This window comes from Pedobacter sp. ok626, assembly GCF_900100435.1.
In the GTDB taxonomy this organism is placed as follows: Bacteria; Bacteroidota; Bacteroidia; order Sphingobacteriales; family Sphingobacteriaceae; genus Pedobacter.
This window is the reverse complement of the sequence record NZ_FNEX01000025.1, coordinates 53,747-76,341: the sequence shown is the minus strand read 5'-3', so window position 1 is coordinate 76,341 and position 22,595 is coordinate 53,747. Positions and strand designations below refer to the sequence as shown.

At 38.0% G+C, this 22,595-nt stretch carries 20 protein-coding genes; 14 read left to right on the top strand and 6 right to left on the bottom strand.

Annotated elements, in window-relative coordinates; genetic code table 11:
- Positions 1-88: 88 nt before the first annotated feature.
- From gyrA to BLS35_RS25870, 5 genes are all read left to right on the top strand, one after another.
- Entirely contained in the window at positions 89-2,698 is a 2,610-nt protein-coding gene (gene gyrA / locus BLS35_RS25890) for a DNA gyrase subunit A (protein WP_090787074.1), read from the top strand.
- Positions 2,699-2,737: 39 nt separating this feature from the next.
- Positions 2,738-3,814, top strand: coding sequence for a tetratricopeptide repeat protein (locus BLS35_RS25885; protein ID WP_090787071.1), 1,077 nt, complete (start codon positions 2,738-2,740; stop codon positions 3,812-3,814).
- A gap of 85 nt (positions 3,815-3,899) precedes the next feature.
- Entirely contained in the window at positions 3,900-5,048 is a 1,149-nt protein-coding gene (locus BLS35_RS25880) for a tetratricopeptide repeat protein (RefSeq protein WP_090787068.1), read from the top strand.
- A gap of 173 nt (positions 5,049-5,221) precedes the next feature.
- Positions 5,222-7,381, top strand: a complete 2,160-nt coding sequence (locus BLS35_RS25875; protein WP_090787065.1) for an FUSC family protein — start codon at positions 5,222-5,224, stop codon at positions 7,379-7,381.
- A 57-nt stretch (positions 7,382-7,438) separates the two neighbouring features.
- Positions 7,439-7,849, top strand: coding sequence for an organic hydroperoxide resistance protein (locus tag BLS35_RS25870; protein ID WP_090787063.1), 411 nt, complete (start codon positions 7,439-7,441; stop codon positions 7,847-7,849).
- Here BLS35_RS25870 and bioB read toward each other — a convergent pair.
- Genes bioB through BLS35_RS25850 form a run of 4 tightly spaced genes read right to left on the bottom strand, consistent with a single transcriptional unit; the run spans position 7,846 to position 11,979 of the window.
- Positions 7,846-8,856, bottom strand: a complete 1,011-nt coding sequence (bioB, locus tag BLS35_RS25865; RefSeq protein ID WP_090787060.1) for a biotin synthase BioB — start codon at positions 8,854-8,856, stop codon at positions 7,846-7,848. The genes BLS35_RS25870 and bioB overlap by 4 nt on opposite strands.
- 12 nt (positions 8,857-8,868) lie before the next feature.
- A complete protein-coding gene (gene mgtE, locus BLS35_RS25860) occupies positions 8,869-10,218 on the bottom strand; it encodes a magnesium transporter (RefSeq protein WP_090787057.1) in 1,350 nt (449 codons plus the stop codon).
- A 27-nt stretch (positions 10,219-10,245) separates the two neighbouring features.
- Positions 10,246-11,364, bottom strand: a complete 1,119-nt coding sequence (corA, locus tag BLS35_RS25855; RefSeq protein ID WP_090787051.1) for a magnesium/cobalt transporter CorA — start codon at positions 11,362-11,364, stop codon at positions 10,246-10,248.
- Positions 11,365-11,367: 3 nt separating this feature from the next.
- The gene (locus tag BLS35_RS25850; protein ID WP_090787048.1) at positions 11,368-11,979 is read right to left on the bottom strand and encodes a WbqC family protein; all 612 of its coding nucleotides are present in this window, start codon (positions 11,977-11,979) and stop codon (positions 11,368-11,370) included.
- A gap of 38 nt (positions 11,980-12,017) precedes the next feature.
- On the opposite strand from BLS35_RS25850, the gene BLS35_RS25845 reads away from it, so the two are divergent.
- Both BLS35_RS25845 and BLS35_RS25840 read left to right on the top strand, forming a co-directional pair.
- Positions 12,018-12,899, top strand: a complete 882-nt coding sequence (locus BLS35_RS25845; RefSeq protein WP_090787045.1) for a lysophospholipid acyltransferase family protein — start codon at positions 12,018-12,020, stop codon at positions 12,897-12,899.
- Positions 12,899-13,915 carry a glycosyltransferase family 2 protein gene (locus BLS35_RS25840; RefSeq protein WP_090787042.1) on the top strand — a complete coding sequence of 339 codons (1,017 nt, stop codon included), beginning with the start codon at positions 12,899-12,901 and terminating at the stop codon, positions 13,913-13,915. Before BLS35_RS25845 ends, BLS35_RS25840 begins: the two co-directional genes overlap by 1 nt.
- Before the next feature lie 6 nt (positions 13,916-13,921).
- On the opposite strand, the gene aroQ is transcribed toward BLS35_RS25840, so the two are convergent.
- Entirely contained in the window at positions 13,922-14,341 is a 420-nt protein-coding gene (gene aroQ, locus BLS35_RS25835; protein WP_175459637.1) for a type II 3-dehydroquinate dehydratase, read from the bottom strand.
- Between the two features lie 45 nt (positions 14,342-14,386).
- On the opposite strand from aroQ, the gene xerD reads away from it, so the two are divergent.
- Positions 14,387-15,286 carry a site-specific tyrosine recombinase XerD gene (gene xerD / locus BLS35_RS25830; RefSeq protein WP_090787123.1) on the top strand — a complete coding sequence of 300 codons (900 nt, stop codon included), beginning with the start codon at positions 14,387-14,389 and terminating at the stop codon, positions 15,284-15,286.
- On the opposite strand, the gene prmC is transcribed toward xerD, so the two are convergent.
- Positions 15,283-16,149 (bottom strand): peptide chain release factor N(5)-glutamine methyltransferase, encoded by an 867-nt coding sequence (gene prmC / locus BLS35_RS25825; protein ID WP_090787036.1) that lies wholly within the window; start codon positions 16,147-16,149, stop codon positions 15,283-15,285. The genes xerD and prmC overlap by 4 nt on opposite strands.
- A gap of 48 nt (positions 16,150-16,197) precedes the next feature.
- Between prmC and ribD the strand changes: the two genes are divergently transcribed.
- The 6 genes from ribD (at position 16,198) to hepC (ending at position 22,577) form a co-directional block, all read left to right on the top strand.
- Entirely contained in the window at positions 16,198-17,250 is a 1,053-nt protein-coding gene (gene ribD / locus BLS35_RS25820; RefSeq protein ID WP_090787033.1) for a bifunctional diaminohydroxyphosphoribosylaminopyrimidine deaminase/5-amino-6-(5-phosphoribosylamino)uracil reductase RibD, read from the top strand.
- A complete protein-coding gene (locus tag BLS35_RS25815) occupies positions 17,247-18,104 on the top strand; it encodes a transporter (protein ID WP_090787031.1) in 858 nt (285 codons plus the stop codon). The genes ribD and BLS35_RS25815 overlap by 4 nt, the downstream gene beginning before the upstream one ends.
- Positions 18,104-18,718 (top strand): IMPACT family protein, encoded by a 615-nt coding sequence (locus BLS35_RS25810; RefSeq protein ID WP_090787028.1) that lies wholly within the window; start codon positions 18,104-18,106, stop codon positions 18,716-18,718. The genes BLS35_RS25815 and BLS35_RS25810 overlap by 1 nt, the downstream gene beginning before the upstream one ends.
- 42 nt (positions 18,719-18,760) lie before the next feature.
- A complete protein-coding gene (locus tag BLS35_RS25805) occupies positions 18,761-19,627 on the top strand; it encodes a nucleoside phosphorylase (RefSeq protein ID WP_090787025.1) in 867 nt (288 codons plus the stop codon).
- Between the two features lie 88 nt (positions 19,628-19,715).
- Positions 19,716-20,033, top strand: coding sequence for a hypothetical protein (locus BLS35_RS25800; RefSeq protein WP_090787022.1), 318 nt, complete (start codon positions 19,716-19,718; stop codon positions 20,031-20,033).
- A 477-nt stretch (positions 20,034-20,510) separates the two neighbouring features.
- Positions 20,511-22,577 carry a heparin-sulfate lyase HepC gene (gene hepC / locus BLS35_RS25795; protein WP_090787019.1) on the top strand — a complete coding sequence of 689 codons (2,067 nt, stop codon included), beginning with the start codon at positions 20,511-20,513 and terminating at the stop codon, positions 22,575-22,577.
- Positions 22,578-22,595: the final 18 nt, after the last annotated feature.

Below are 22,595 nucleotides of genomic sequence, written 5' to 3'. Positions count from 1 at the left end.
CAATGCGTCTTTATGGCGCATTTTTTATTAGATTCGCAAGGTTATAAGAATACCACATTTAAATCGTTCTTAAGGAACATTACTATTTATGGCAGAAGATTTAGAAAATCAAGAAAACGACAAAATAATTAGAATCGATATTGACGAGCAAATGAGATCCGCTTACATCGATTATTCGATGTCGGTTATCGTATCAAGGGCTTTACCTGATGTGAGGGATGGATTAAAACCGGTACACCGTCGTGTGTTATACGGAATGCTTGATCTAGGGTTAGCAAACAATAAACCATATAAAAAATCTGCACGTATTGTTGGTGAGGTACTAGGTAAGTATCACCCACATGGTGACTCATCAGTATACAATACCATGGTAAGGATGGCTCAGGATTGGAGCTTACGTTATTTAATGGTTGAAGGACAAGGAAACTACGGCTCAATTGATGGTGACTCTCCAGCAGCAATGCGTTATACGGAGGCACGTTTCCAGAAGATAGCTGAAGATATGCTTGCCGATATCAATAAAGATACTGTTGATTTTCAACTAAACTTTGATGATTCATTGCAGGAGCCAACTGTGCTTCCTTCAAAAGTTCCAAACTTGTTGATCAATGGTTCATCAGGTATTGCGGTAGGTATGGCAACAAACATGCCGCCACATAATATTACTGAGACCATTAACGCAACTATAGCTTACATTGAAAACAATGAAATCACTATAGCAGAGTTGATGAAACATATTAAAGCACCTGATTTCCCTACTGGAGCCATTATTTATGGTTACAATGGTGTTCAGGAAGCTTTTGAAACTGGTAGAGGTCGTATTGTAATGCGTGCTAAAGCCGAAATTGAAACTCATAAAGACCGTGAAACGATTATCGTTACTGAAATACCTTACCAGGTAAATAAAGCGATGATGATTGAGCGTACTGCTGAATTGGTTGGTGAGAAAAAGCTTGAGGGTATTTCAAACATCAAGGATGAGTCGAATAAAGATGGTATCCGTATTGTTTATGAAATTAAACGTGATGCCAATGCTTCTATTGTATTAAATAATCTATTCAAACAAACCGCGTTACAGACTTCATTTAGTGTAAATAACATTGCACTTGTTAAAGGTAGACCGCAATTGTTAAACCTGAAAGATCTGATCCATTATTTTGTGGAGCACAGACATGAGGTTGTTGTTCGTAGAACTAAATTTGAACTTTCTGAGGCTAAAAAGCGTGCCCATATTTTAGAAGGTTTATTAATTGCTTTAGATCATTTAGACGAAGTAATTAAATTAATCCGTAGCTCTGAAACACCTGAAGAAGCTAGATTAGGCTTAATGGAGAAATTCGGCTTGTCTGATCTTCAAGCAAGAGCTATCCTTGATATGACTCTTCGTAGGTTAACAGGACTTGAGCGTGATAAGATCAAAGAAGAATACAACGAATTGATGAAATTGATCGATTACTTACAATCTATCTTAGATGATGAAGGTAAACGTATGGAGATCATCAAGGAAGAGTTGACCGAAATGAAAGAGAAGTATGGCGATGAGCGTAGAACTACTATCGTTCACTCGGCAGAAGATATGAGCATGGAAGACTTTATTGAGGATGAAGAGGTCGTAATTACCATTTCTCATGAAGGTTATATTAAACGTACTCCAGCGACAGAATATCGCACTCAAGGTAGAGGTGGTAAAGGTTCTAAAGGAAGTGATTCAAGAAACGAGGACTTTATAGAGCATTTGTTAATTGCTTCTAACCATAATTATATGTTGTTCTTTACCGAAACTGGTCGTTGTTTCTGGTTAAGAGTTTACGAGATCCCAGAAGGATCGAGGTTAAGTAAAGGAAGAGCAATCCAGAACATCATCAATATTCCTAAAGAAGAAAAAATTAAGGCCTTTATTAAGGTTAAAAATCTGAAAGATCAGGAATATCTGGAAAACAACTACATTATCATGTGTACCAAAAAAGGAACGATTAAGAAAACCTCATTAGAGGCTTACTCGAGACCTAGGGTAAATGGTATCAATGCAATTAACATCAACGAAGGTGATCAGTTATTAGAAGCAAGCTTAACTACAGGTTCAAGCGAAATTGTAATGGCTTTACGTTCTGGAAGAGCTATTCGTTTCAATGAGGAGAAAGTTAGACCGATGGGTAGAACCGCTACAGGTGTACGTGGTGTAACTCTTGCTCATGAAAAAGATGAGGTAGTTGGCATGATTGCTGTTGATGATCCAGGAGCAACTGTATTGGTAGTTTCTGAAAAAGGTTACGGTAAACGTACTGACATCGAAGATTACCGCGTTACTAACAGAGGTGGTAAAGGTGTTAAAACTATTAACGTTACTGAAAAAACCGGAAACCTTGTTGCCATTAAGAATGTTACTGATGCGGATGATTTAATGATCATCAATAAATCAGGTATCGTAATTAGAATTGTGGTAAGTGAATTGAGGGTAATGGGACGTGCAACACAAGGCGTACGCTTGATTAACCTGAAAGGTAACGACGAGATTGCTTCTGTAGCGAGAATCGAGCATGAAGAGGATGAGGTTGAAGAAACAGAAAGCTATGTAGTGTTGGATGGCGAGCCAGCAGGCGAGGGTGAGATTGAAGATGAACCTGCTGATGATGCAACTGAGGAGAATGACGAAGAGGAGGGAGATGCTGATGAAGACACTACCGAAGAAGAAAAATAACAATAGATATCAATAATTGTCGAACATAAATAGTAGAAAATGAAAAAGGTACTTTTAAGTATTTTGTTTGTAGGTGTTGCCTCATTTGCAAACGCTCAAAAAAGTGAAATTAGTGAGGCTAAAAAAGCATGGAATCTTTTAGGTATCACTGGAGGCAAAACTTTAAATGATAATTTAAAAGTGTTAAACGGTGGATTGGCTCATGCTGATCTGGCTGTAACCAATGAGAAGTCTAAAGAAATAGCTGAAGGCTGGGGTTATAGAGCTTTATTTGCTTCAAGAATCGCTTTAGTTGACACTGTTGACTTAAAAAATGCTAAAGCAAAGCAGGTTATAGCTGAAGAATCAATTGCTAAAGCTAAAGAATTGGACAAAAAAGGTTCTGAAAAAGAGAACATTGAGCAAGCAAGAGTGAATGTAGAGAACGCTGTTAGAAATAGAGCGATCATTGCATACAAAAAGAAAGACTTTGCAACAGCATTAGAAGCTTTCAACGAAATCACTACTAAAAATCCAAAGGATACAAGTATGTATGTAAATGCAGGTGTAACTGCTAAAGAAATACAGAACTATCCGGAAGTAATTAGAAATTTCAAAAAAGCGATTGAATTGGGTTATCCTGATTCGAAAGTATTGTACTCTGAGCTTATCAATATCACTTTTGATAAAGTTAAAGATACCGTTGCTGGATTAGCCTTACTTAAAGATGCAGGAGCAAAATACCCTGATGATTCATATTTCATTGGTTTAGAGACTGATCTTTACATCAAAAAAGGTGACATCGCAAAATCTCAGGAAATGCTTACAAAGCTGATTGCTAAGGATCCTAAAAATGCAATTTATCAGTATTTAATGGGCGATACTTATTACAAACAGGCTTTAGCTATCCAGACACAAAGAAATGCTTTGGACGTGAAGAAAACTAAAGAGTTTAATGAATTAGGTGCTAAGATGACTAAGTTCATTGATTTATCAGTTCCTTATTACAAAGCTGCTTTAGAAATAGATCCTAAAAATCTTAACGCACTTGAGAATCTGAAAATCATTTATTTGTTTAAAGATGACAAAGTGAATTACGAATTAATGAACAAAAGATTAGAAGCGCTGAAGAAATAATTTTAGCAGCAATAATTAATTAAAAAGAGGGGTAATTTTTATCCCTCTTTTTTTTTTATAAGTTTGTACCAAGAACATGTTTTGTATGAGTAAGATATCTTTTGTTTTCAGCGTATTTCTGGTTTCTATGAGCTGTAATGTTGCTTTTGCCCAAAAAAGCCAACTTCAAATTGCACGTAACAGTGTTGGTAAACTACAAGTTGCCATTAATACGAAGCAGGACACTAAAAAGCAGTTGAGTATACTAGGAGAGGGGGTGAAGGCTGCTGATGCGGCTCAGAATGATAAGAAGACTAAAAAATGGCCGGAAACATGGGCGTTAAAAGCGTATTTAAGTGCTTACGTTTCAATTATTGACAGTGATGAAGGTAATGCGGATAGGTATTACAATTTTGCTGTACAAGCTATAGATTCTGCCCGTAGGTTAGATAAGTTTCAAGCAAATTACCGCTTAATTTCGGCCGCTGCTTACAATATAAACATCAGAAAGCAAAAAAAAGGAAGTGTTGCTTTTGCAAATGGCGACTATGCGGCGGCTTACGAATTGCTTAGGGAAGTGAGCGATTTTGTCCCAAAAGATACAACATTGGCAATAAATACAGCATTGTCAGCCCTAAACATTCAATACTTTGATAAAGCTTTGGTGTATTTTAAACGCGCAAAAGAAAACGGAATTATAAATCCATTGGTTTTTCAAAGTATGGCGAATATTTACACTTCAAGGTTTGAACACGAATTAGCTATACGTACACTTGAGGATGGTATAAAACTTAATCCGTACAGTATTTTTCTGACAAATGATTACATTAATCTTTTGCTTGACAATGAAAAATACACAGAAGCCATGCGCGTAATTGAATCTACGCTAAAAGTTGAATCGAACAATAAATTGCTTTATTTTTTATACGGATACCTGCAACAACATAAAGCAAATAATAGTACAGCAGAATTAGCGTACAACCGAGCGCTGAATATCGATGAGAATTATTTTGACGCGCTGTATCAACTGGGATTGGTTTATGTAAATTCTGCAAACGAATCCCTTAAATCTGGAAAATCTGAAAACGCACAGAAATTCAAGTCTTTTATAAATAGAGCTGAAATCGCATTACTGCAAGCTCATGAAGTCAACCAAAACGATAAAGCGACTGTACAATTGTTGATCGAGATCTATACACGTAAAAATAGATTAGATAAGGTTCAGGAGCTTAAAGGCAAACTCGAAGAGTTTTAAAGTTTGCCATCATTTCACAGCCATTTTTTCATACACCATGTTAGTTATATAATTAATATTATGTTAAGTAATAAATTATAATGCCTCTTTATTGCTATTGTACCTCAAAAAATGTTGATATTACTATCTATAATGGTCAAGTAATTGATATGCATTAATTATAAATTTGCAGTATGTTAAATCGCCCTATCAGAAGTATTCATGATTTTTTGTTAAGTACTTATTTTGCTGATGGATTGCGTATTACTCTTGGCGTGCTTTGTCCGTCGCTTATTATGGCGCAATATGGTCATATTGAGTACGGTATGACACTTTCACTTGGTGCATTATGCGCAAGTGTTGTAGATACGCCAGGGCCAATTTTACATCGCAGAAATGCCATGCTCGTTACAACGGGACTCATTACTTTGACTTTTATCATTGTAGGTTTAACCAACAGCAATGTCTATTTTACTGGAGTACTTCTAGTGCTTTTCAGTTTTATTTTCTCCATGTTCTTTTTATATGGATTAAGGGCTGCATCTATCGGTACCGCTGTTTTGTTAATTATGGTCTTGAGTATTGACGACATCCGCCCTTGGCAAGAAGTGTTATTTTCATCCGCCCTTATCTTTGGAGGTAGCATCTGGTATACCCTACTCAGTTATTTTTTCTACCGGATCCGCCCCTATCGTATTGTACAGCAAACTTTAAGTGACTCTATTCATGAAGTAAGCTTGTTTTTAAGGGCAAAGGCTAAGTTTTATCATCAAAACACTGATTATGATGATAATTATGCGGAGCTATTGCAACTTCAAGTACTTGTCCATGAGAAACAAGACGCTGTGCGTGAGATACTATTCAAAACCAGAGAAATTGTAAGGGAATCCACGCCTGAAGGACGGTTTTTATTATTGGTTTTTGTAGATATGGTCGATTTGTTTGAACAAGTCATGTCAACCTATTACAATTACAAACAATTGCATGAGCAGTTTGATTCTACAGGCATTCTAAGGCACTATGAATCAGTTATTATCAAGATTGCTGATGAATTGGACGATATTGCTTTTTCTTTGAAAACTGGAGGTGTTCCGAGCCTTCCAACATCTCTTATTGAGGATGTGGAAACCCTAAGAACTGAAATTACTCAACTCGAAAGCAATAATACAGAGGGTAAATACAATACTTTGGGTATTATAGCGCTAAAAAATATAGAAGTCAACATTGAAAATATCCTTTCCAGAGTTAAGACCATTAACAGCTATTTCAATAAGAAAGAAAAGAAAAACTTAAAACCGAGAGAAATTCAGGTAGAAAAGTTTGTGACCAGGCAGAGCGTCGATCCTGAGTTGTTGTATGATAATATGACCTTCAGTTCATCTACTTTTAGGCATTCGCTTCGGGTGGCTATTGTAATGCTGATTGGCTTTATTGTCGCTAAATCATTGGGTTTCTCTCATAGTTATTGGATATTGCTTACCATATTGGTGATTTCTAAACCGGGATTTAGTTTAACCAAGAAGCGTAATTACGAGCGGATCATTGGAACAGTAATCGGTGCATTTATTGGGATGGGTATACTGGTTTATATTCACGATAAAAACACCTTGTTTATTATTCTGCTCTTCTGTATGATTGGAGCCTACAGCTTCCAGCGCAAGAATTATGTGGTAAGCGTATTGTTTATGACTCCTTATATCCTGGTTTTATTTGATTTCCTGGGTATGGGAAGCTTATCGGTAGCGCGTGAGCGAATCTATGATACGCTGATCGGTTCAGGTATCGCGTTGTTGGCTAGTTATTCGTTGTTTCCTTATTGGGAGCGCGATAAGCTAAAAGAAGCTATGTTGGATACCTTAAGGGCCAATATGAACTATTTTGAACAAGTCGTATTGTTATATACAAATGATATTCAAGATCTTACTACGTACAAGGTTGCCCGTAAAGAGGTATATGTAACAACGGCCAATTTGGCTTCACTTTTCCAACGTATGTTCTCGGAACCTAAGAGTAAGCAAGTATTGATGCCTGAGCTGCATCAGTTTACGGCTTTAAATCACCACCTCTCCTCTTATGTGGCTACCCTTTCATTATATAAGAAAGAGCATGCTTTTGTGGTTGAGGATTTTGAAACGCTTAAACCTGTAGTTCAAAATACCAATTACCTATTGAATATGGCTATAGAGAACTTACAGGCTAACAACGGAATAACTAGTAATGTCCCTTTAATCAGACGAAATATCAGTGATCCTGCCGAAAATCAAAATGATGAAGTTATGGTTGCTGAACAGATTGATTTGATTCAAAAAGTAGCTTATGACATCTTCAAGCTATCAGAAAAAATCGAAATATAAAAAACTTTAAGTGTTTTTTAGCTGTTGTATCAGGAGTTACAAGAACAATAAAAAATTATGGAAAAGTTATATACAGCCTCGGTTACGGCTAAAGGTGGCAGGAATGGTCATATCAAATCAAGCGATGGTACGATAGAATTTGAGGTAAGAAAGCCTAGAGAAATGGGCGGACAAGGTGGTGCGACCAACCCGGAACAATTATTTGCAGCGGCTTGGGGTCCATGTTATTTAGGTGCCTTAGGAGCAGTTGCTGAACGTGAAGGTATCGATGTTTCGGAAGCTACTGTAGAAGTGCATGTTTCCTTTAATAAAGAAGGAAATTCCTTCTTTTTATCAGCTGACCTTGATGTTCATATTCCGGGTATCCCTGCAGATGAAGCGCAAAAATTAGCTGATAAAGCGAATCATGCCTGTCCTTATTCTAGGGCTACTAAAGGTAATATTGAAACGAGAGTAACAGCTATTTAAATAGCTGTTACCTCATTGTTTTTGTTAATAGTATTTTTTGGTCTGCCATTTTTAAACGCATCTCTAGTTTTTAATCCAAGCAATTCAAACATCGCCATATCATCTACAAAAGCAGGATTTGGCGTCGTTAACAATTTATCACCTGCGAATATGGAGCTAGCGCCTGCCATAAAGCAAAATGCTTGTTCTAAGGTGCTCATCTCATTTCTTCCAGCTGATAAACGCACAACCGAATTTGGCATTACAATACGTGCTGTGGCAATCATTCTAACCATATCCCAGATTGGAACACGTGGCTGATCTTCTAGTGGTGTGCCTTTTACAGGAACTAATGCGTTTACCGGAACAGACTCTGGGTGAACTTCCATGTTGGCTAAAGTCTGCAGCATAGAAACCCTATCTTCAGGTGTTTCGCCCAGACCAATGATTCCACCACTACAAACGGTTAATTTTGCTTTACGTACGTTTTTAATAGTGTTTAAGCGGTCATCATAAGTCCTTGTGGAGATGATGCGTTTATAATCATCCTCTGAGGTATCAATGTTGTGGTTGTAGGCATAAAGTCCGGCATCAGCAAGCTTTTGGGCTTGACTTTCTGTAAGCATACCTAAAGTACAGCAAACTTCCATGTCCATCTCATTTACGGCTTTAACCATATCAATTACACGGTCAAAATCACGGTTGTCACGTACTTCTCTCCATGCAGCACCCATGCAAAGACGCGAGGCTCCACCCTCTTTTGCTTTCACAGCAGCGCTAACCACCTGGCTTACCTGCATTAAGGGTTGAACTTCTAAGTCTGTATGGTAACGAGCTGCTTGTGGGCAGTAAGAGCAATCTTCAGCACAACCACCAGTCTTAATAGAAATCAGGGAGCTCACCTGAACCTCATTGTAATCTTTATTTTCACGATGAATAGTTGCAGCTTCATAAACCAAGTCTAGAAAAGGCTTATGGTAAATAGCCGAAATTTCTTCTTTAGTCCAGTTGTGTTTTGTTGGTTGCATATAATAGGTTGATTAAAGTAAAAGTTTGCTTGCTAGTCCTAGCAAGAGTAAAAATCCGAAAACGTCTGTAAAAGTTGTAATAATTATTGAAGATGCAATGGCTGGATCGATTCCAACTCTTTTTAGGGCTAATGGAATACCAGCCCCGGTGATACCTGCAATTAGTAAGTTGCCGGTCATTGCTAAAAATATAACCAAGCCCAGCATCGGATTGGAATCAAAGTATAGTGCAAATAAAAACACGATCGCTCCAGTACATGCTCCATTAATTGACCCAACAGTGAATTCTTTTAGTACGGTTCTGTATGCCTGGCTATCAGTTAGGTCGTATAGTGAAATCCTTCTTACCGTTACTGCTAGTGCTTGCGTAGCCGCATTACCACCCATGCCCGCAATAATGGTCATGTAAGCTGGTAAGACCACGATCTGTTTGATGGTGTCATCAAAGTGGCGCACGACTGAGGAGGCCAAAAATGCAGTACCCAAGTTTAAAATAAGCCAAGGCAAGCGCGATTTTACAGCCTCTATCCAGTTACCGCTCAGCTCCTCATCTTCAGATACCCCGGATATTTTCAGGAAATCTTCTGTGTTTTCATCTTCCAGTACGTCAATAACGTCATCAAACGTAACCCGTCCTAAAAGTTTATGGTCCTTATCTAATACCGGAATACTAGTGATATTGTATTGGGAAATCAATCTGGCTACCTCTTCCTGATCCGTATCAGGGTAAACCCAGGCCACTTCTGCCTTTACCAGTTCAGTGATTTTGGCATTTCCTTTGGCCTTGATGATGTCTTTTAAAGAAACGATCCCTTGAAAAATATTGTCATTATCTACGACAAAAATGGTGTAGAACTCTTCAATTTCTTCACTTTGCCTAATGATTTCATCAATGGCATCCTTTTTTGTCAGGTTAAGATTGATACGGATAAACTCCGTATTCATCAAACCACCCGCAGTTTCTTCGTGATAACTTAGCAAGTTCCTGATACTCGAGGCATCATCTTCGCTTAGATCAGCAAGAATCTCTTTCTGCTCATGTTCTTCCAGTTGGGAGATGATATCTGTCGCATCATCGTAATCCAACTCTTCAACAATTTCTGTACGTTTATCGGGATGAAGTTGTAGTAAAAGCTCCTCAGGATGAGACTCTTCGTGCATTTCCGAGATAACCTCGGAAGCAATTTCTACATCCAGCAAATTGATGATTCTTTGCTGCTCTTCCTTGGTTAAATTCTCAAATAAAATAGCAATTTCCGAGGCGTGATACTCCCCCAGAATAACTTTTAGTTGTTCATCATCACCGCCTAAGGCTAGCTTAATCCTGGATACATCTGTTTTATCTAGTTCGAAGGATTGCATGAGGCGATAAAGGTAAGAATAACCCTGCTATTTAAACCATCCTTTACGCCAGAAATATATGATTTGTAATACTGCAATAAGGCCCATGATGATCATGGTGTACAAATATCCGTGTTCTTGATAAAGTTCGGGCATATTTTGTGGTAAAACTTTACCAGTCACAGGATCCTGAATTGCAAAATTCATCCCATAAATACCCGCAATAAAAGTTAAAGGAATAAAAATGGATGAAATGATGGTCAGTACTTTCATGATCTCATTCATCCTATTGCTGATGATTGAAAGATACATATCAATATTACTGGCCGAGATTTCTTTTAAGGACTCTACCATATCGATAATTTGAATACAGTGATCGTAGGCGTCACGGATGTACATTTTAGTCTGATCAGGAATCAGTGGACTGTCGCTTCGCAGTATATCATTCAGTTTATCACGCTCTGGCCAAACTACTCTCCTTACGTTAATCAGGTTACGTTTAACGAGTTGAGTGTCATACATTACAGTTCTATCGGGCTTGTCGAATAACCGATCTTCTATCAAATCCAATTCTTCACTCCATTCTCCCAATATCACAAAATAGGTGTCGACAATAATATCCATTAAGGCATACATCAGGTAGCTGCTGCCTGCTATGCGTATATTTCCTTTTCCGGCGGTTAACCGTGCGCGAACTGGATCTAAACAATCTTTATAGCCCTCCTGGAAGGTAAATAAAGCATTTTGCATTAAAATAAATGAAAACTGATCATTATCTAGACTCTTTTGCTCGTCAAAATGAAGCATCCTGCTGGTCGCAAAATCGTATGCGCCGTATTCCTCGAACTTTGGACGTTGATATGGGCGAGTAATGTCTTCTAAAACCAATTTGTTGATTCCAAAATCAGCACTAAGTGTATCAAACAGCTCGAAGGATTTAAAACCTTTAATTTCTATCCAGTAATTAAACTCCTTGTTGGCAATTATTCCAGCTAAGTTTTCAATATTACTCAATTCCTTAACATCATAAAAATGTTCATTATAGGTATGAAAGATAATAATGGGCTTTAAAGACTGCTCATCAATAAAAACAACTCCCGGACTAGCGCCGACTGTTGGTATGGAATAATGTTTGCGTTTCCGCTTATGCTTAGCTGATTTACTCATACATCATAGATATGATTTGGTTTGTGGGCCTTGATTGAATAACAGATCAACAATACTTAGGTTTGGTTTAAAACCTTCCCTATCATCAAAGACCTGAAAATAAGGTTTAAAATCATTGGCATTTACGGCGTTTTTAAAATGGATCTTTGTTCTAAAATCTAATGTCGGGTCTATTTCTTTAATATACTCAGAGGTAAAACCAATAGTAGGTTCTTTTTTAAGCTGTTTAAACAGCCATTGTAAAAGTTCAAGGTTATAATCAAACAAATATTCGAATTTCTGATGATAGAAACGAGAAAATTCATCTTCATAAAACTCAAAATATGCAGAGTTCCTATAGCAGCTTTCAAAGCTCTTCCAATGCAGCCTTTGCCAGTTAAAATCATTGCTAATTTTAACATCTTTCATCTTGGTGTGTACATTGGCACCTCTAATTACTGGGATTATTAAATCTAAATGCCCATTAGGTGAGTATATTCTAGCACGATTTCTATACGTTTGCTTAGGGAAATGTTCTTCTTTTTCTAATAAAAAATTATAATCAAAGTCTTTCAAACCAGAGAAATAACTAACTGGTGGAAGATAAAAAAGAGGGAATATAGCGGAACTTTGCATCTGATATTTTATGTTTGCATTCTCAATTCGCCAAATTAATGATAAAAAAAAGCTTTTCTTATATAGGAATATTTTTTTTGAACTTTTTATCCCTTCTGCCTCTATCGCTGCTATATCCATTCGCAACTTTAGGGTATTACATCATATATTATATATATCCGTACCGAAAAAACGTTGTTCATGAGAACCTTTCAAATGCATTTCCGCAGAAGTCTGAAGCAGAAATAATAGCTATAGAAAAGAAGTACTTCAGATACCTTTGCAACCTTATCGTTGAAGTGGTTAAAATGAGTTCTATCTCCAGATCAGAACTCAAACGACGCGTAAAATTCACTAACCTGGATCAGATAGAACAATATTTTAATAAAGGTCAGAGTGTACTGGCTTGTACAGGGCATTATGGTAACTGGGAATTGTGTATGCTGGCCTTAGGTGCAGAATTGTCGAAACCTGAATATGTGATCTACAAACCTTTAAATAACAAGGTGTTTGATGCATGGTTTTATAAGATTCGCACCCGATTTGGCAATAAGTTTATTCCAATGCGACAGACATTAAGGACCTTAACTGCGGTTAAAAACGAGCCTACAATGTTCTGCTTTGCTGGTGATCAAACGCCTGTTGGCCATGAGACACATTATTGGATCGATTTTATGCACCAGCCGACACCAGTATTGTTGGGGCTCGAAAAAATTGCTTTACAGACCAACAGGCCGATATTCTATTTCGAGGCAAAATTAATTAAAAGAGGTTATTACGAAGTGGATTGTATTCCGCTGTGCCTTAACCCAAAGGAAACAAAGGCGCATGAAATCACCAACCTTCAATTTACTCAATTAGAAAAAACGCTCAATGAAGAACCTGCCTACTGGCTTTGGAGCCACAGGCGATGGAAACATAAACCAGTTAACGCAGGATAATGGCAATACCAAGTGTAGCAGTAGTAATTTTAAATTGGAATGGAAAGCTGCTGCTTGAGCAGTTTTTACCCAGTGTAGTTAAGTCCGTTTACCCAAATTTACAGATTATCGTAGGCGATAATGCCTCTACAGATGATTCCGTTGCTTTTGTAAAAGCGAACTATCCTGAGGTTAGGCTGATCCTAAATGATCATAATTACGGTTTTGCTGAAGGTTATGGTAAGCTCTTGGATCAGGTGGAAGCGGATTACTATGTTTTGCTAAATTCTGATGTTGAAGTTCCTGAAAATTGGATCCAACCGGTAATTGATGCCATGGAAATGGATAGTCGAATAGCTGCCGCGCAACCTAAAATTAAATGGCAAAAGAATAAAAGTCAGTTTGAATATGCCGGTGCAGCTGGTGGATACCTTGATTTACATGGCTTCCCCTTTTGCAGAGGACGCATGTTTGATACTGTAGAGATTGATACAAACCAATATAACGATCAAATCGAGGTGTTCTGGGCTAGTGGTGCAGCCTTGTTTATCAAGAGTAAGTACTGGAAAGAAGTTGGTGGACTGGATCACGATTTCTTTGCGCATATGGAAGAGATAGATCTTTGCTGGCGATTGAAAAACATGGGCTATAAAGTCATTTATTGCCCTACAGCTGAAGTCTACCATGTTGGTGGCGCAACTTTAGATGCCAGTAGTCCACATAAAACCTATCTTAATTTTAGGAATAACCTGATTTTAATGCAAAAAAATTTGCCAGCAAGTGATGCTTACTTCAGAATCTTTATCCGGATGTGTCTGGATTTTGTTGCCTGGATACATTTTCTGCTACAAGGTAAAGCAGATTTTGCATGGGCCATAAATAAAGCGCATTATCATTTCCTATCCAGTTTACAGAAGAACGGTGCAAAACGCAGCAATAGGCAAATTGTCTTTTTAAAGCACACAGGACAATACCCATCTAGTATTATTTGGGCCTATTTTATTAAAAAGATCAGGTTCTTTAGCCAGTTGAAGTAAACAATATTATTGTCTTAGCAAGCTTTCAATAGCCAAACGATAGCCATCCATACCAAAGCCTGTCAACACGCCTTTGCAGTTTTTGCCGGTAAGCGATACATGACGATACTCTTCACGGGCATATATGTTAGAGATATGGACCTCTACCACAGGCGTTTTAATAGCTGCAATGGCATCCGCAATCGCTACAGAGGTATGTGTGTAACCGCCTGCATTAATCACAATACCATCATAAGTAAAACCAACTTCATGTAGTTTATTAATCAGCTCACCTTCCACATTACTTTGAAAATAGTCTATTTCAATAATGCTGTATATATCGCGCAGCGTTTTAACATATTCATCAAAACTCTGATTTCCGTAAATACCGGGCTCACGAAGCCCTAAAAGGTTTAAATTTGGGCCATTAATAATTTGTATCTTCATCAATTCAAACTTAGCCTTAAAAACTTAGAGTATAAAATTTTTTTTGTGATTAATAACCCCTACCTGCAGTCGTACCGTAACTACCTTAAATTGGAGCGTTCCCTTTCCAGCAATTCAATTGAGGCCTATCTAGGCGATTTAAATAAATTGTTTCAATATTTTGAATCGCTGGGTCAAGTACCACAGGTAAAAGACATTAGTAGTACTGATCTAAAGTTTTTCATATCATGGATCAATGACTTGGGGATGTTAGCCAGCACACAAGCGAGGGTGGTTTCTGGATTGAAATCCTTTTTTAGTTTTTTAATGCTCGAGGATATTATTGCTACCGATCCCTCTGCCCTGTTAGAAACCCCAAGATTGACCCGTTACCTTCCCGATACGATTGATATCCACGAGATCAATGCGATGATTGACGTGATTGATGCTTCAAAACCGGATGGAATGCGCAATAAAGCCATACTTGAAACCCTATACGGATGCGGATTGAGGGTATCAGAACTGATTAATCTCAAGATATCCGATGTATTTGAGGAAAATGAATTCATCCGCGTTACGGGAAAGGGAAATAAAGAGCGTTTGGTACCCATTGGAAGTACAGCTTTAAAATACATAAACATCTATCGTTACGAAACAAGAGTGCATCTTCCCATCAAAAGGGGCTTCGAAGATTATATTTTTCTAAACCGTGGCGGTACTCGCCTGTCTCGAATCTCCGTTTTTAGTATTGTCAAGACACTTGCAGAGAAATCAGGACTAAAAAAAAGCATCAGTCCCCACACCTTTCGTCATTCCTTTGCTACACACCTGATAGAGGGCGGAGCTGATTTAAGAGCCGTACAGGAAATGCTGGGCCATTCCAGCATTACCACTACCGAGATCTACACCCACCTCGATAGAGATTATTTGCGTGGCATCATCACAGAGTTCCATCCAAGAAGTTAATAAAGTCGAGCACGCTCACACTTTATCATTCTATCCTTACCCTGCATGTCTTTTCTTAATTCGATATTAGTAAATGATTTAGCAGCTAACATTTCTATGGTTTCTTTAGCATAATGCTCATTGATTTCAAAGAATAATAAGCCCATGTCACTCAGTGATACCCAGGCAAAATCGGCGATAGCTTCATAAAACATCAATGGCTTTTCGTTAGGCACAAACAAAGCCAAATGTGGTTCGTGCGCCAATACATTATCATGCATCTCCTCTTCCTCTTTCTCCGTAATATAAGGCGGATTGCTTACAATCACATCAAATTTTTGTTCCGTTGAAAATTCACGTATATCTGCTTTTAAGAACTCAATATCTACTTGATTTAAAGATGAATTAGCTGTAGCTATATCTATTGCATCTTCAGATATATCTAATGCAAAAACCTGACTTAGGGGAAGGTTCTTTTTTAAAGAAATTGCGATACATCCACTTCCTGTTCCAATATCGATTATTCGTAAGCTAGCTCCGGTAATATCGGCCAATGAACTGCTTTCAATTACCCATTCCACCAGTTCCTCTGTTTCTGGTCGTGGTATCAATACAGCCGGACTCACTTTAAAAGGCAGACCATAAAACACGGTCTCTCCAAGTACATATTGTATTGGCTTGCCAGTTTTTAACGCTTCAAGTACCTTTAGGTATGCAGCTAATTGCTGTCCCGAAACCACCTCTGAACCCTTTAGTATCGTGTCGGCCCTACTAAATCCAGATATATGATCTGCCGTGATGTAAAAGATGGACGAAACCTCTTCAGCGCCATAAATGTTCTGTAGTTGTATAGTAAAATGTTGCAGTAGTTCCTTTAAATTCATACCCCACAAAAGTAATTAAATCAAACAATATACCTTACTTTTGCCTTAATGACGGATGAGTTATATATGCAAAGGTGCCTTGAACTAGCAAGTCTGGGCATGGGCAGCGTAAGCCCAAACCCGCTTGTTGGTTGTGTAATTGTTAATGATGGAAAAATCATTGGCGAAGGTTATCATGAGAAATTTGGTGAGGCACATGCCGAAGTCAATGCAATAACGTCTGTGACCGAAAAATATGGAGATCAGGCCGCTGCACTTCTGGCAAATGCTACAGCCTATGTGAGCCTCGAACCCTGTGCGCATTTTGGCAAAACGCCCCCCTGTGCAGATCTATTGGTTAAACACCGACTAAAAAAGGTAGTCATAGGCAATAGAGATCCATTTGAAGGTGTAGATGGCAAAGGCATCGAAAAGCTTAAAAATGCAGGGATCGAAGTGGTATCTGGTATTTTAGGGACCGAATGTAGCAAGTTGAACCGAAGATTTTTTACCCGTATTCGCAAACAAAGGCCATACATCATATTAAAATGGGCAAGCACTGCTGATGGTTATTTTGCTCGAAAAGATGACGTGCAAGAGTGGATTAGCGGTCCTATGGCAAAAACACTAGTGCACAAGTGGCGTACCGAAGAAGACGCTATACTTATTGGAAAGCGAACTGCAATTGTCGATAACCCACAGTTAAATGCAAGAGCATGGGAAGGTAAAAGTCCATTACGTATCTTGATAGATCGTAATCTGGAAGTTCCCCAAAGCAATCACATCTATAATGATCTGGCCAAAACGGTTATATTTAATGAACATAAAACCGAAGTACATAACAATATTCATTATATACAGATGGAAGATATGCAATACTATCTCCCTCAAAAAATAGCCTTTCAGCTATATCTAATGGATATTCAGTCCGTCATCATTGAAGGTGGAGCAAACATTCTGCATCAATTTATTGATGGAAACCTATGGGATGAAGCCCGTGTTTTTACTGCAAACAAAATCTGGAACGAAGGTATTCGGGCTCCACAAATTAATGGCTACATTGCCGATCAGCTCACACTTGATAATGATAAAGTAACCATCTTTCTAAACAACCATTCATGATATTCCTCCTGTTCAGTATTTGCTGTAGTGTTACAGTCGCCGTATTATTAAAGCTTGCAAAACGTTATAAAATCAACATCACACAAGCTGTTACCTGGAACTATCTCTTTGCTATAGTTTTAAGTCTTGTTTTCTACAAGCCAAGTTTAACTGATTTGATCTCTGCACCAATAGATGGCGTTTACATTGCCTTAGGGGTATTATTGCCTGTTGTATTCTTGTTTCTTGCCGGATCTGTAAGAAACATTGGCATTGTCAAAACAGATATTGCGCAACGATTATCCTTGTTTATTCCGCTCCTGGCTGCATATTTCTTGTTTAATGAGCATTTCAGTACATTAAAGATAGCAGGACTCTCCATCGGTTTTGTTGCTATATTTTTCACTTTATATAAAAAGACGGTACAGAAAAATGAAGGATTAAACTGGCTGTATCCAATTTTTGTCTTTATAGGCTTCGGTGTTATCGATATTCTATTTAAAAAGGTGGCTCAAATTAAGGCTATCCCCTATACAAGCTCATTAATTGTCATCTTCATCCTTGCTTTCATCATCTCACTCATTTCTATTTTGTACTTATCTGTGGTTAAAAAGCAGAAATTGGAGTTGATCAACTTCATTTGCGGCTGCATTTTAGGTTTCTTTAATTTTTTCAATATTCTCTTCTATCTTAAAGCACATCGGGCAATGGCCGACAACCCTTCAGTAGTGTTTGCTGCGATGAATATGGGTGTTATCATTGTAGGGAGTGTTGTAGGAATATTCATTTTCAAAGAGAAATTAAACAAATTGAACTACTGGGGCTTATTTCTTGCGCTGGTTGCAATCATACTGATCACCAATCCATTTGCCTAATGTTGTTCGACGATAATTATAAAACCATTGCCGAGCCTTCTGAAGGGGTATTTAGAGACCGCGGAAGCAAATTTATAGGCTACGCCTACCCCATTCTTTCGGACGAAGCGGTAAAAGCTATTTTATTGAAATTGAGATCAGAACATGCTAAAGCCAGACATTTTTGCTGGGCCTTGCGCTTAAGTCCTGATAGAGGCGTATTTCGTATCCAGGATGATGGTGAGCCCTCAGGTACTGCTGGCCGACCTATCTTAAATACAATGTTATCTGCTGATGTAACTAATATCCTAATAGTTGTGGTGCGTTACTTTGGCGGAACCTTACTTGGTGTCCCTGGACTCATTAATGCTTATAAAACAGCTGCAGTAGAAGCATTAAAGGCGGCAACCATCATAGAGAAAACAGTGAATGATATTTATGAGCTGCAATTCGACTATTTGGTGATGAATGATGTAATGAGGCTAATCAAAGAGGAAAAGCTGAATGTGTTGTCACAGGACTTTGATAATACTTGCAGCATAAAAATCGAGGTCAGAAAAGCTAGTCTCAATTCCATTTTGGGTAAAATAGAAAAGATTGAAGGGCTTAAAGCCAAATACCTTTTTACCGTCTAAGCATTATCACGTTATTATAGCTTGTTTTTACTAACTTTAATTATGGGACAAGAATTATCAGCAGCAGATCTAATTATCAATCCAGACGGCAGTATTTACCATTTAAACCTTTTGCCAGAGGATATAGCTCAGACTGTAATTACCGTTGGCGACCCTGACCGAGTAGGCGAAATATCTAAGCACTTAGATAAAATTGAACTTCGTAAAGGTAAGCGTGAATTTATAACCCATACCGGCTACCTCGGAAAAAGACGTATTACTATCCTTTCAACAGGCATTGGCACTGATAATATCGATATCGTATTTAATGAGCTGGACGCCTTGGTGAATGTTGATTTTCATACCCGTCAAGTAAAAGAGCAACTTACTTCTTTAAATATCATCAGAATTGGCACATCTGGTGCGATACAACCTGATGTACCTATGGGCACAATCTTAGCTTCTTCTTTTGGACTTGGGCTGGATGCACTTATGAATTATTATATCCATGAGTTGTCCGGTGATGAGCATAGTATATTAGACGGAATTAAGACTCATTTATCCCATTTAAAAGGCCTCAGTCCTTACGTTACAGCAGCCGATAGTAGTCTGTTAAAGTCGATAGCAAGTGATATGGAGCAAGGAATAACGGTGACTGCACCGGGATTTTATGCACCTCAGGGCAGACAAGTGCGGGCTAAAAATGCGGTTCCTAATTTTATTGGCTTGCTCAATTCTTTTAGGAGTACAAATCAGAGAATTACCAATCTGGAAATGGAAACTGCAGGTATTTATGCGTTAGCAAAAGTACTTGGACACAAAGCTTTATCTGTAAATGCGATACTGGCCAGCAGGGTCAATTTCGAGTTTAGTAAGGAGCCAAATAAGGTTGTTGATAAAGCTATTAAAATGGTTCTAGATAAGCTATAGTCTGCTTTAAAAGCGTATAAATTGCCGCATATTAAAAACAAATTGGCTATTGAAGCGTTATTTAGGTAGCTATTTTAATTGAAATTATATGTTACAACAAGCAAAAGAAAAGTTTACCTTATCCATCATAGAATCATTAGCGAAGTACGAAACGAAAGACTTAAACACTGGAAAAAGATTAATATCTGTAATTGCCGGAGTATATATGTTACAAAGAGGTATTCGCAGCCTAAGTAAACATACCTTTCGTGGTATTGAGGAGATAGCCTTAGGAAGTGTTTTATTGTTTAGTGCCGCTAGCGGACTTGATAAAAAGATTATCAAAAAGCCATTAAATCCATCAGACATAAGAAGAAATCAAATTCAAGGTAATGATCCGAGATCAGGCGTGCCTGCGTTTGTATAATAAGAATTTTATATTCATTAAGCTTGGGCAATTCTTGCCCAATAGCTTCTTTCCTGTCCCTTTTTAAACCTTGTCCAGGGCCTCATTTCAAGGAACTCACCTCGCGCAGCCTTAACTTCGCAGCTTTTCATGTATCTGTTATCTCAGTCGTACTGTACTTCTTCTGGCTGCCTTCATTTCCCTTTTAATTTTCAATTTGTCTGAGCTTAAACAGTAAGACAGCACTCTCCTATTATCCCCAAAATCCTGAAAATCAATTGCTCCTTAAAATAAGCGCGTTTGTTTGAAACTGAGTTTAACTATCTGAATTAGTCAATTTTTAAATCATTTTAACCAATATCTAAATGATATTAATCAAAATTAAACTCCCAAAAGCTTTATATAGGCAATCTTTGATAATGAATTGAGAGCAAGAACAAACACGTTCTTCAGCCTCTCTACAGATGGGACTAAACTAAACTAACCAAATAATAATTCATGAAGTATTTTAATCTCATTTTCGCGTCTATTCTACTTTTTTCTTGTACAAAGGAGTCTCTTAGAAAGACGTCCGGTAATTCCGGGAATACTGAAACCACCAAGTCGAACAACGTAATTAATCCTAAGATTTTTGAAGTAATTAATCTGGACTATCCTGGATTAGAAAAGGCTAAAGCCTTATATGAATCTAACAAACAATACGAAGCAACTAAAGCTATTCTTGAATATTACAGGCTACGCACCAATGTTGTAAATCCCAGCCTCTCGCTACTTAATGTAACCGCTACAGATGACGATAAACTCAAAGCAGATTTTGCATTAGATAACCGCTTTTTCGTGAACAACTATTACGAAGATGCTGTTAAAAGGATGCCCTATTCGTTAATTAGTGCTGGCGCTGTCAACTGGTTGTTTCAGCCTGCAGGTGCTGACAACGAATACCAAAAGCAATTGCACAGGCACCAGTGGTTTATACCGCAAGCAAAAGTTTACCGTACAACTCGCGACGAGAAATATATCCAATCATGGATTAACGTCTATAAAGATTGGTTGGTAAAGAACCCAATGCCCGAAACAGGTACCAATACTACCACCTGGTGGCAGCTTCAGGTTGCGGAGCGTGTTACGGGACAAACCCAATTATTTGAATACTACAAAAACTCTACAAGCTTTACACCAGAATGGTTCTCGGAATTTATGGTTCGTTTTGCCGACCATGCTGATTTTCTGGTAAAATATCCTTACCCCGACGGCAACATTCTTATATCTCAGGGTAGCGCTCTTGCGTTTGCAGGAGTTCTATATCCAGAGTTTAAGAAATCTTTCGAGTGGATGAATACCGGTTTTAAGATATTAGATACAGAAGTAAAAACGCAGTTCCTGGATGATGGAATGCACTTCGAACTAGATTTCAGCTACCATATCAGTGCTATTGGCGATTTCTACGAAGTGATGAAACTGGCAGACGCCAATAAAACCATTGTAGGAAATCTTGCAACAAATTTTAAAGACTATTTGCGCAAGGCATCACAAGTAGTGTTGAATTTCACCTATCCTAATTATTTTACCTCTGCTGCTTCAAATAGTCAGTTTGTCCCAGGTTTTAATGATACCAGACAAAGTTCATGGTCAAGATCCGTACTCAATAAGAATTTTGTAAAGTACAATGAGATGTTTCCGGATGATAATGAATTGCTGTACATGGCTTCGTATGGAAAAAAAGGAACAGTTCCTTCTACTAGTCCTAAAGCATTCACAACGTCTGGAACCTATATGTTACGTAATGGTTGGGACAGGTCATCCACTATGTTAATCCTCAGCAATAACTATTCAAAAGATCCTATGCAAGTATGGAGTCATAAACAACCGGATAATTGTACCTTTGAACTTTATTATAAAGGACGTAATTTCTTCCCGGATGCGGGGGTATACGCGTATACAAGCGATGGAGATAATAGTGCGAGGGAGTGGTACCGCCAAACGAGGGTACACAATACAATGACATTAGATAGTAAAAACATTACAAATGCTAAAGGGAAGTCCCTTGCTGTAGTATCAAACGGCCAATCCGAAATAGTAGCAACAGAAAACCAGGGTTATACCAATCTCAGACATCGCCGATATGTATTTTTTGTCAACAAGACATTTTTCGTATTGGTAGATGAAGGTATAGGTGCGGCAAGTGGAACAGTAAATCTCAACTTCAATTTATGCGAAGGAGATAATGATGTTATACTAAGCGCTGATAAAAACGGTGCCTATACAAACTTCGCAGATGGTAATAACATGGTCATAAGAACGTTTGGAAACGAAAACCTGACAACCCTTCCATTCTCTGGAAAGGTTTCCTATGCACCAGGTGTTGAATTTAATCGCAAAGCTTATGCGGTAAACATGACAAAAAGCGCCGGACAAACCGCTCGCTACATCACCGTATTATACCCTAGTGCTCAAGCTAGTGCCGCGCAAATCAACGCTACATTCAAACAGCCTTTTCAAGAAACTGGTGTTGCTTTAGAAGTTAACATCGATGGTAAACTATATAATCTTAATTGTAATCTATAAACTCAATATATCATAAAT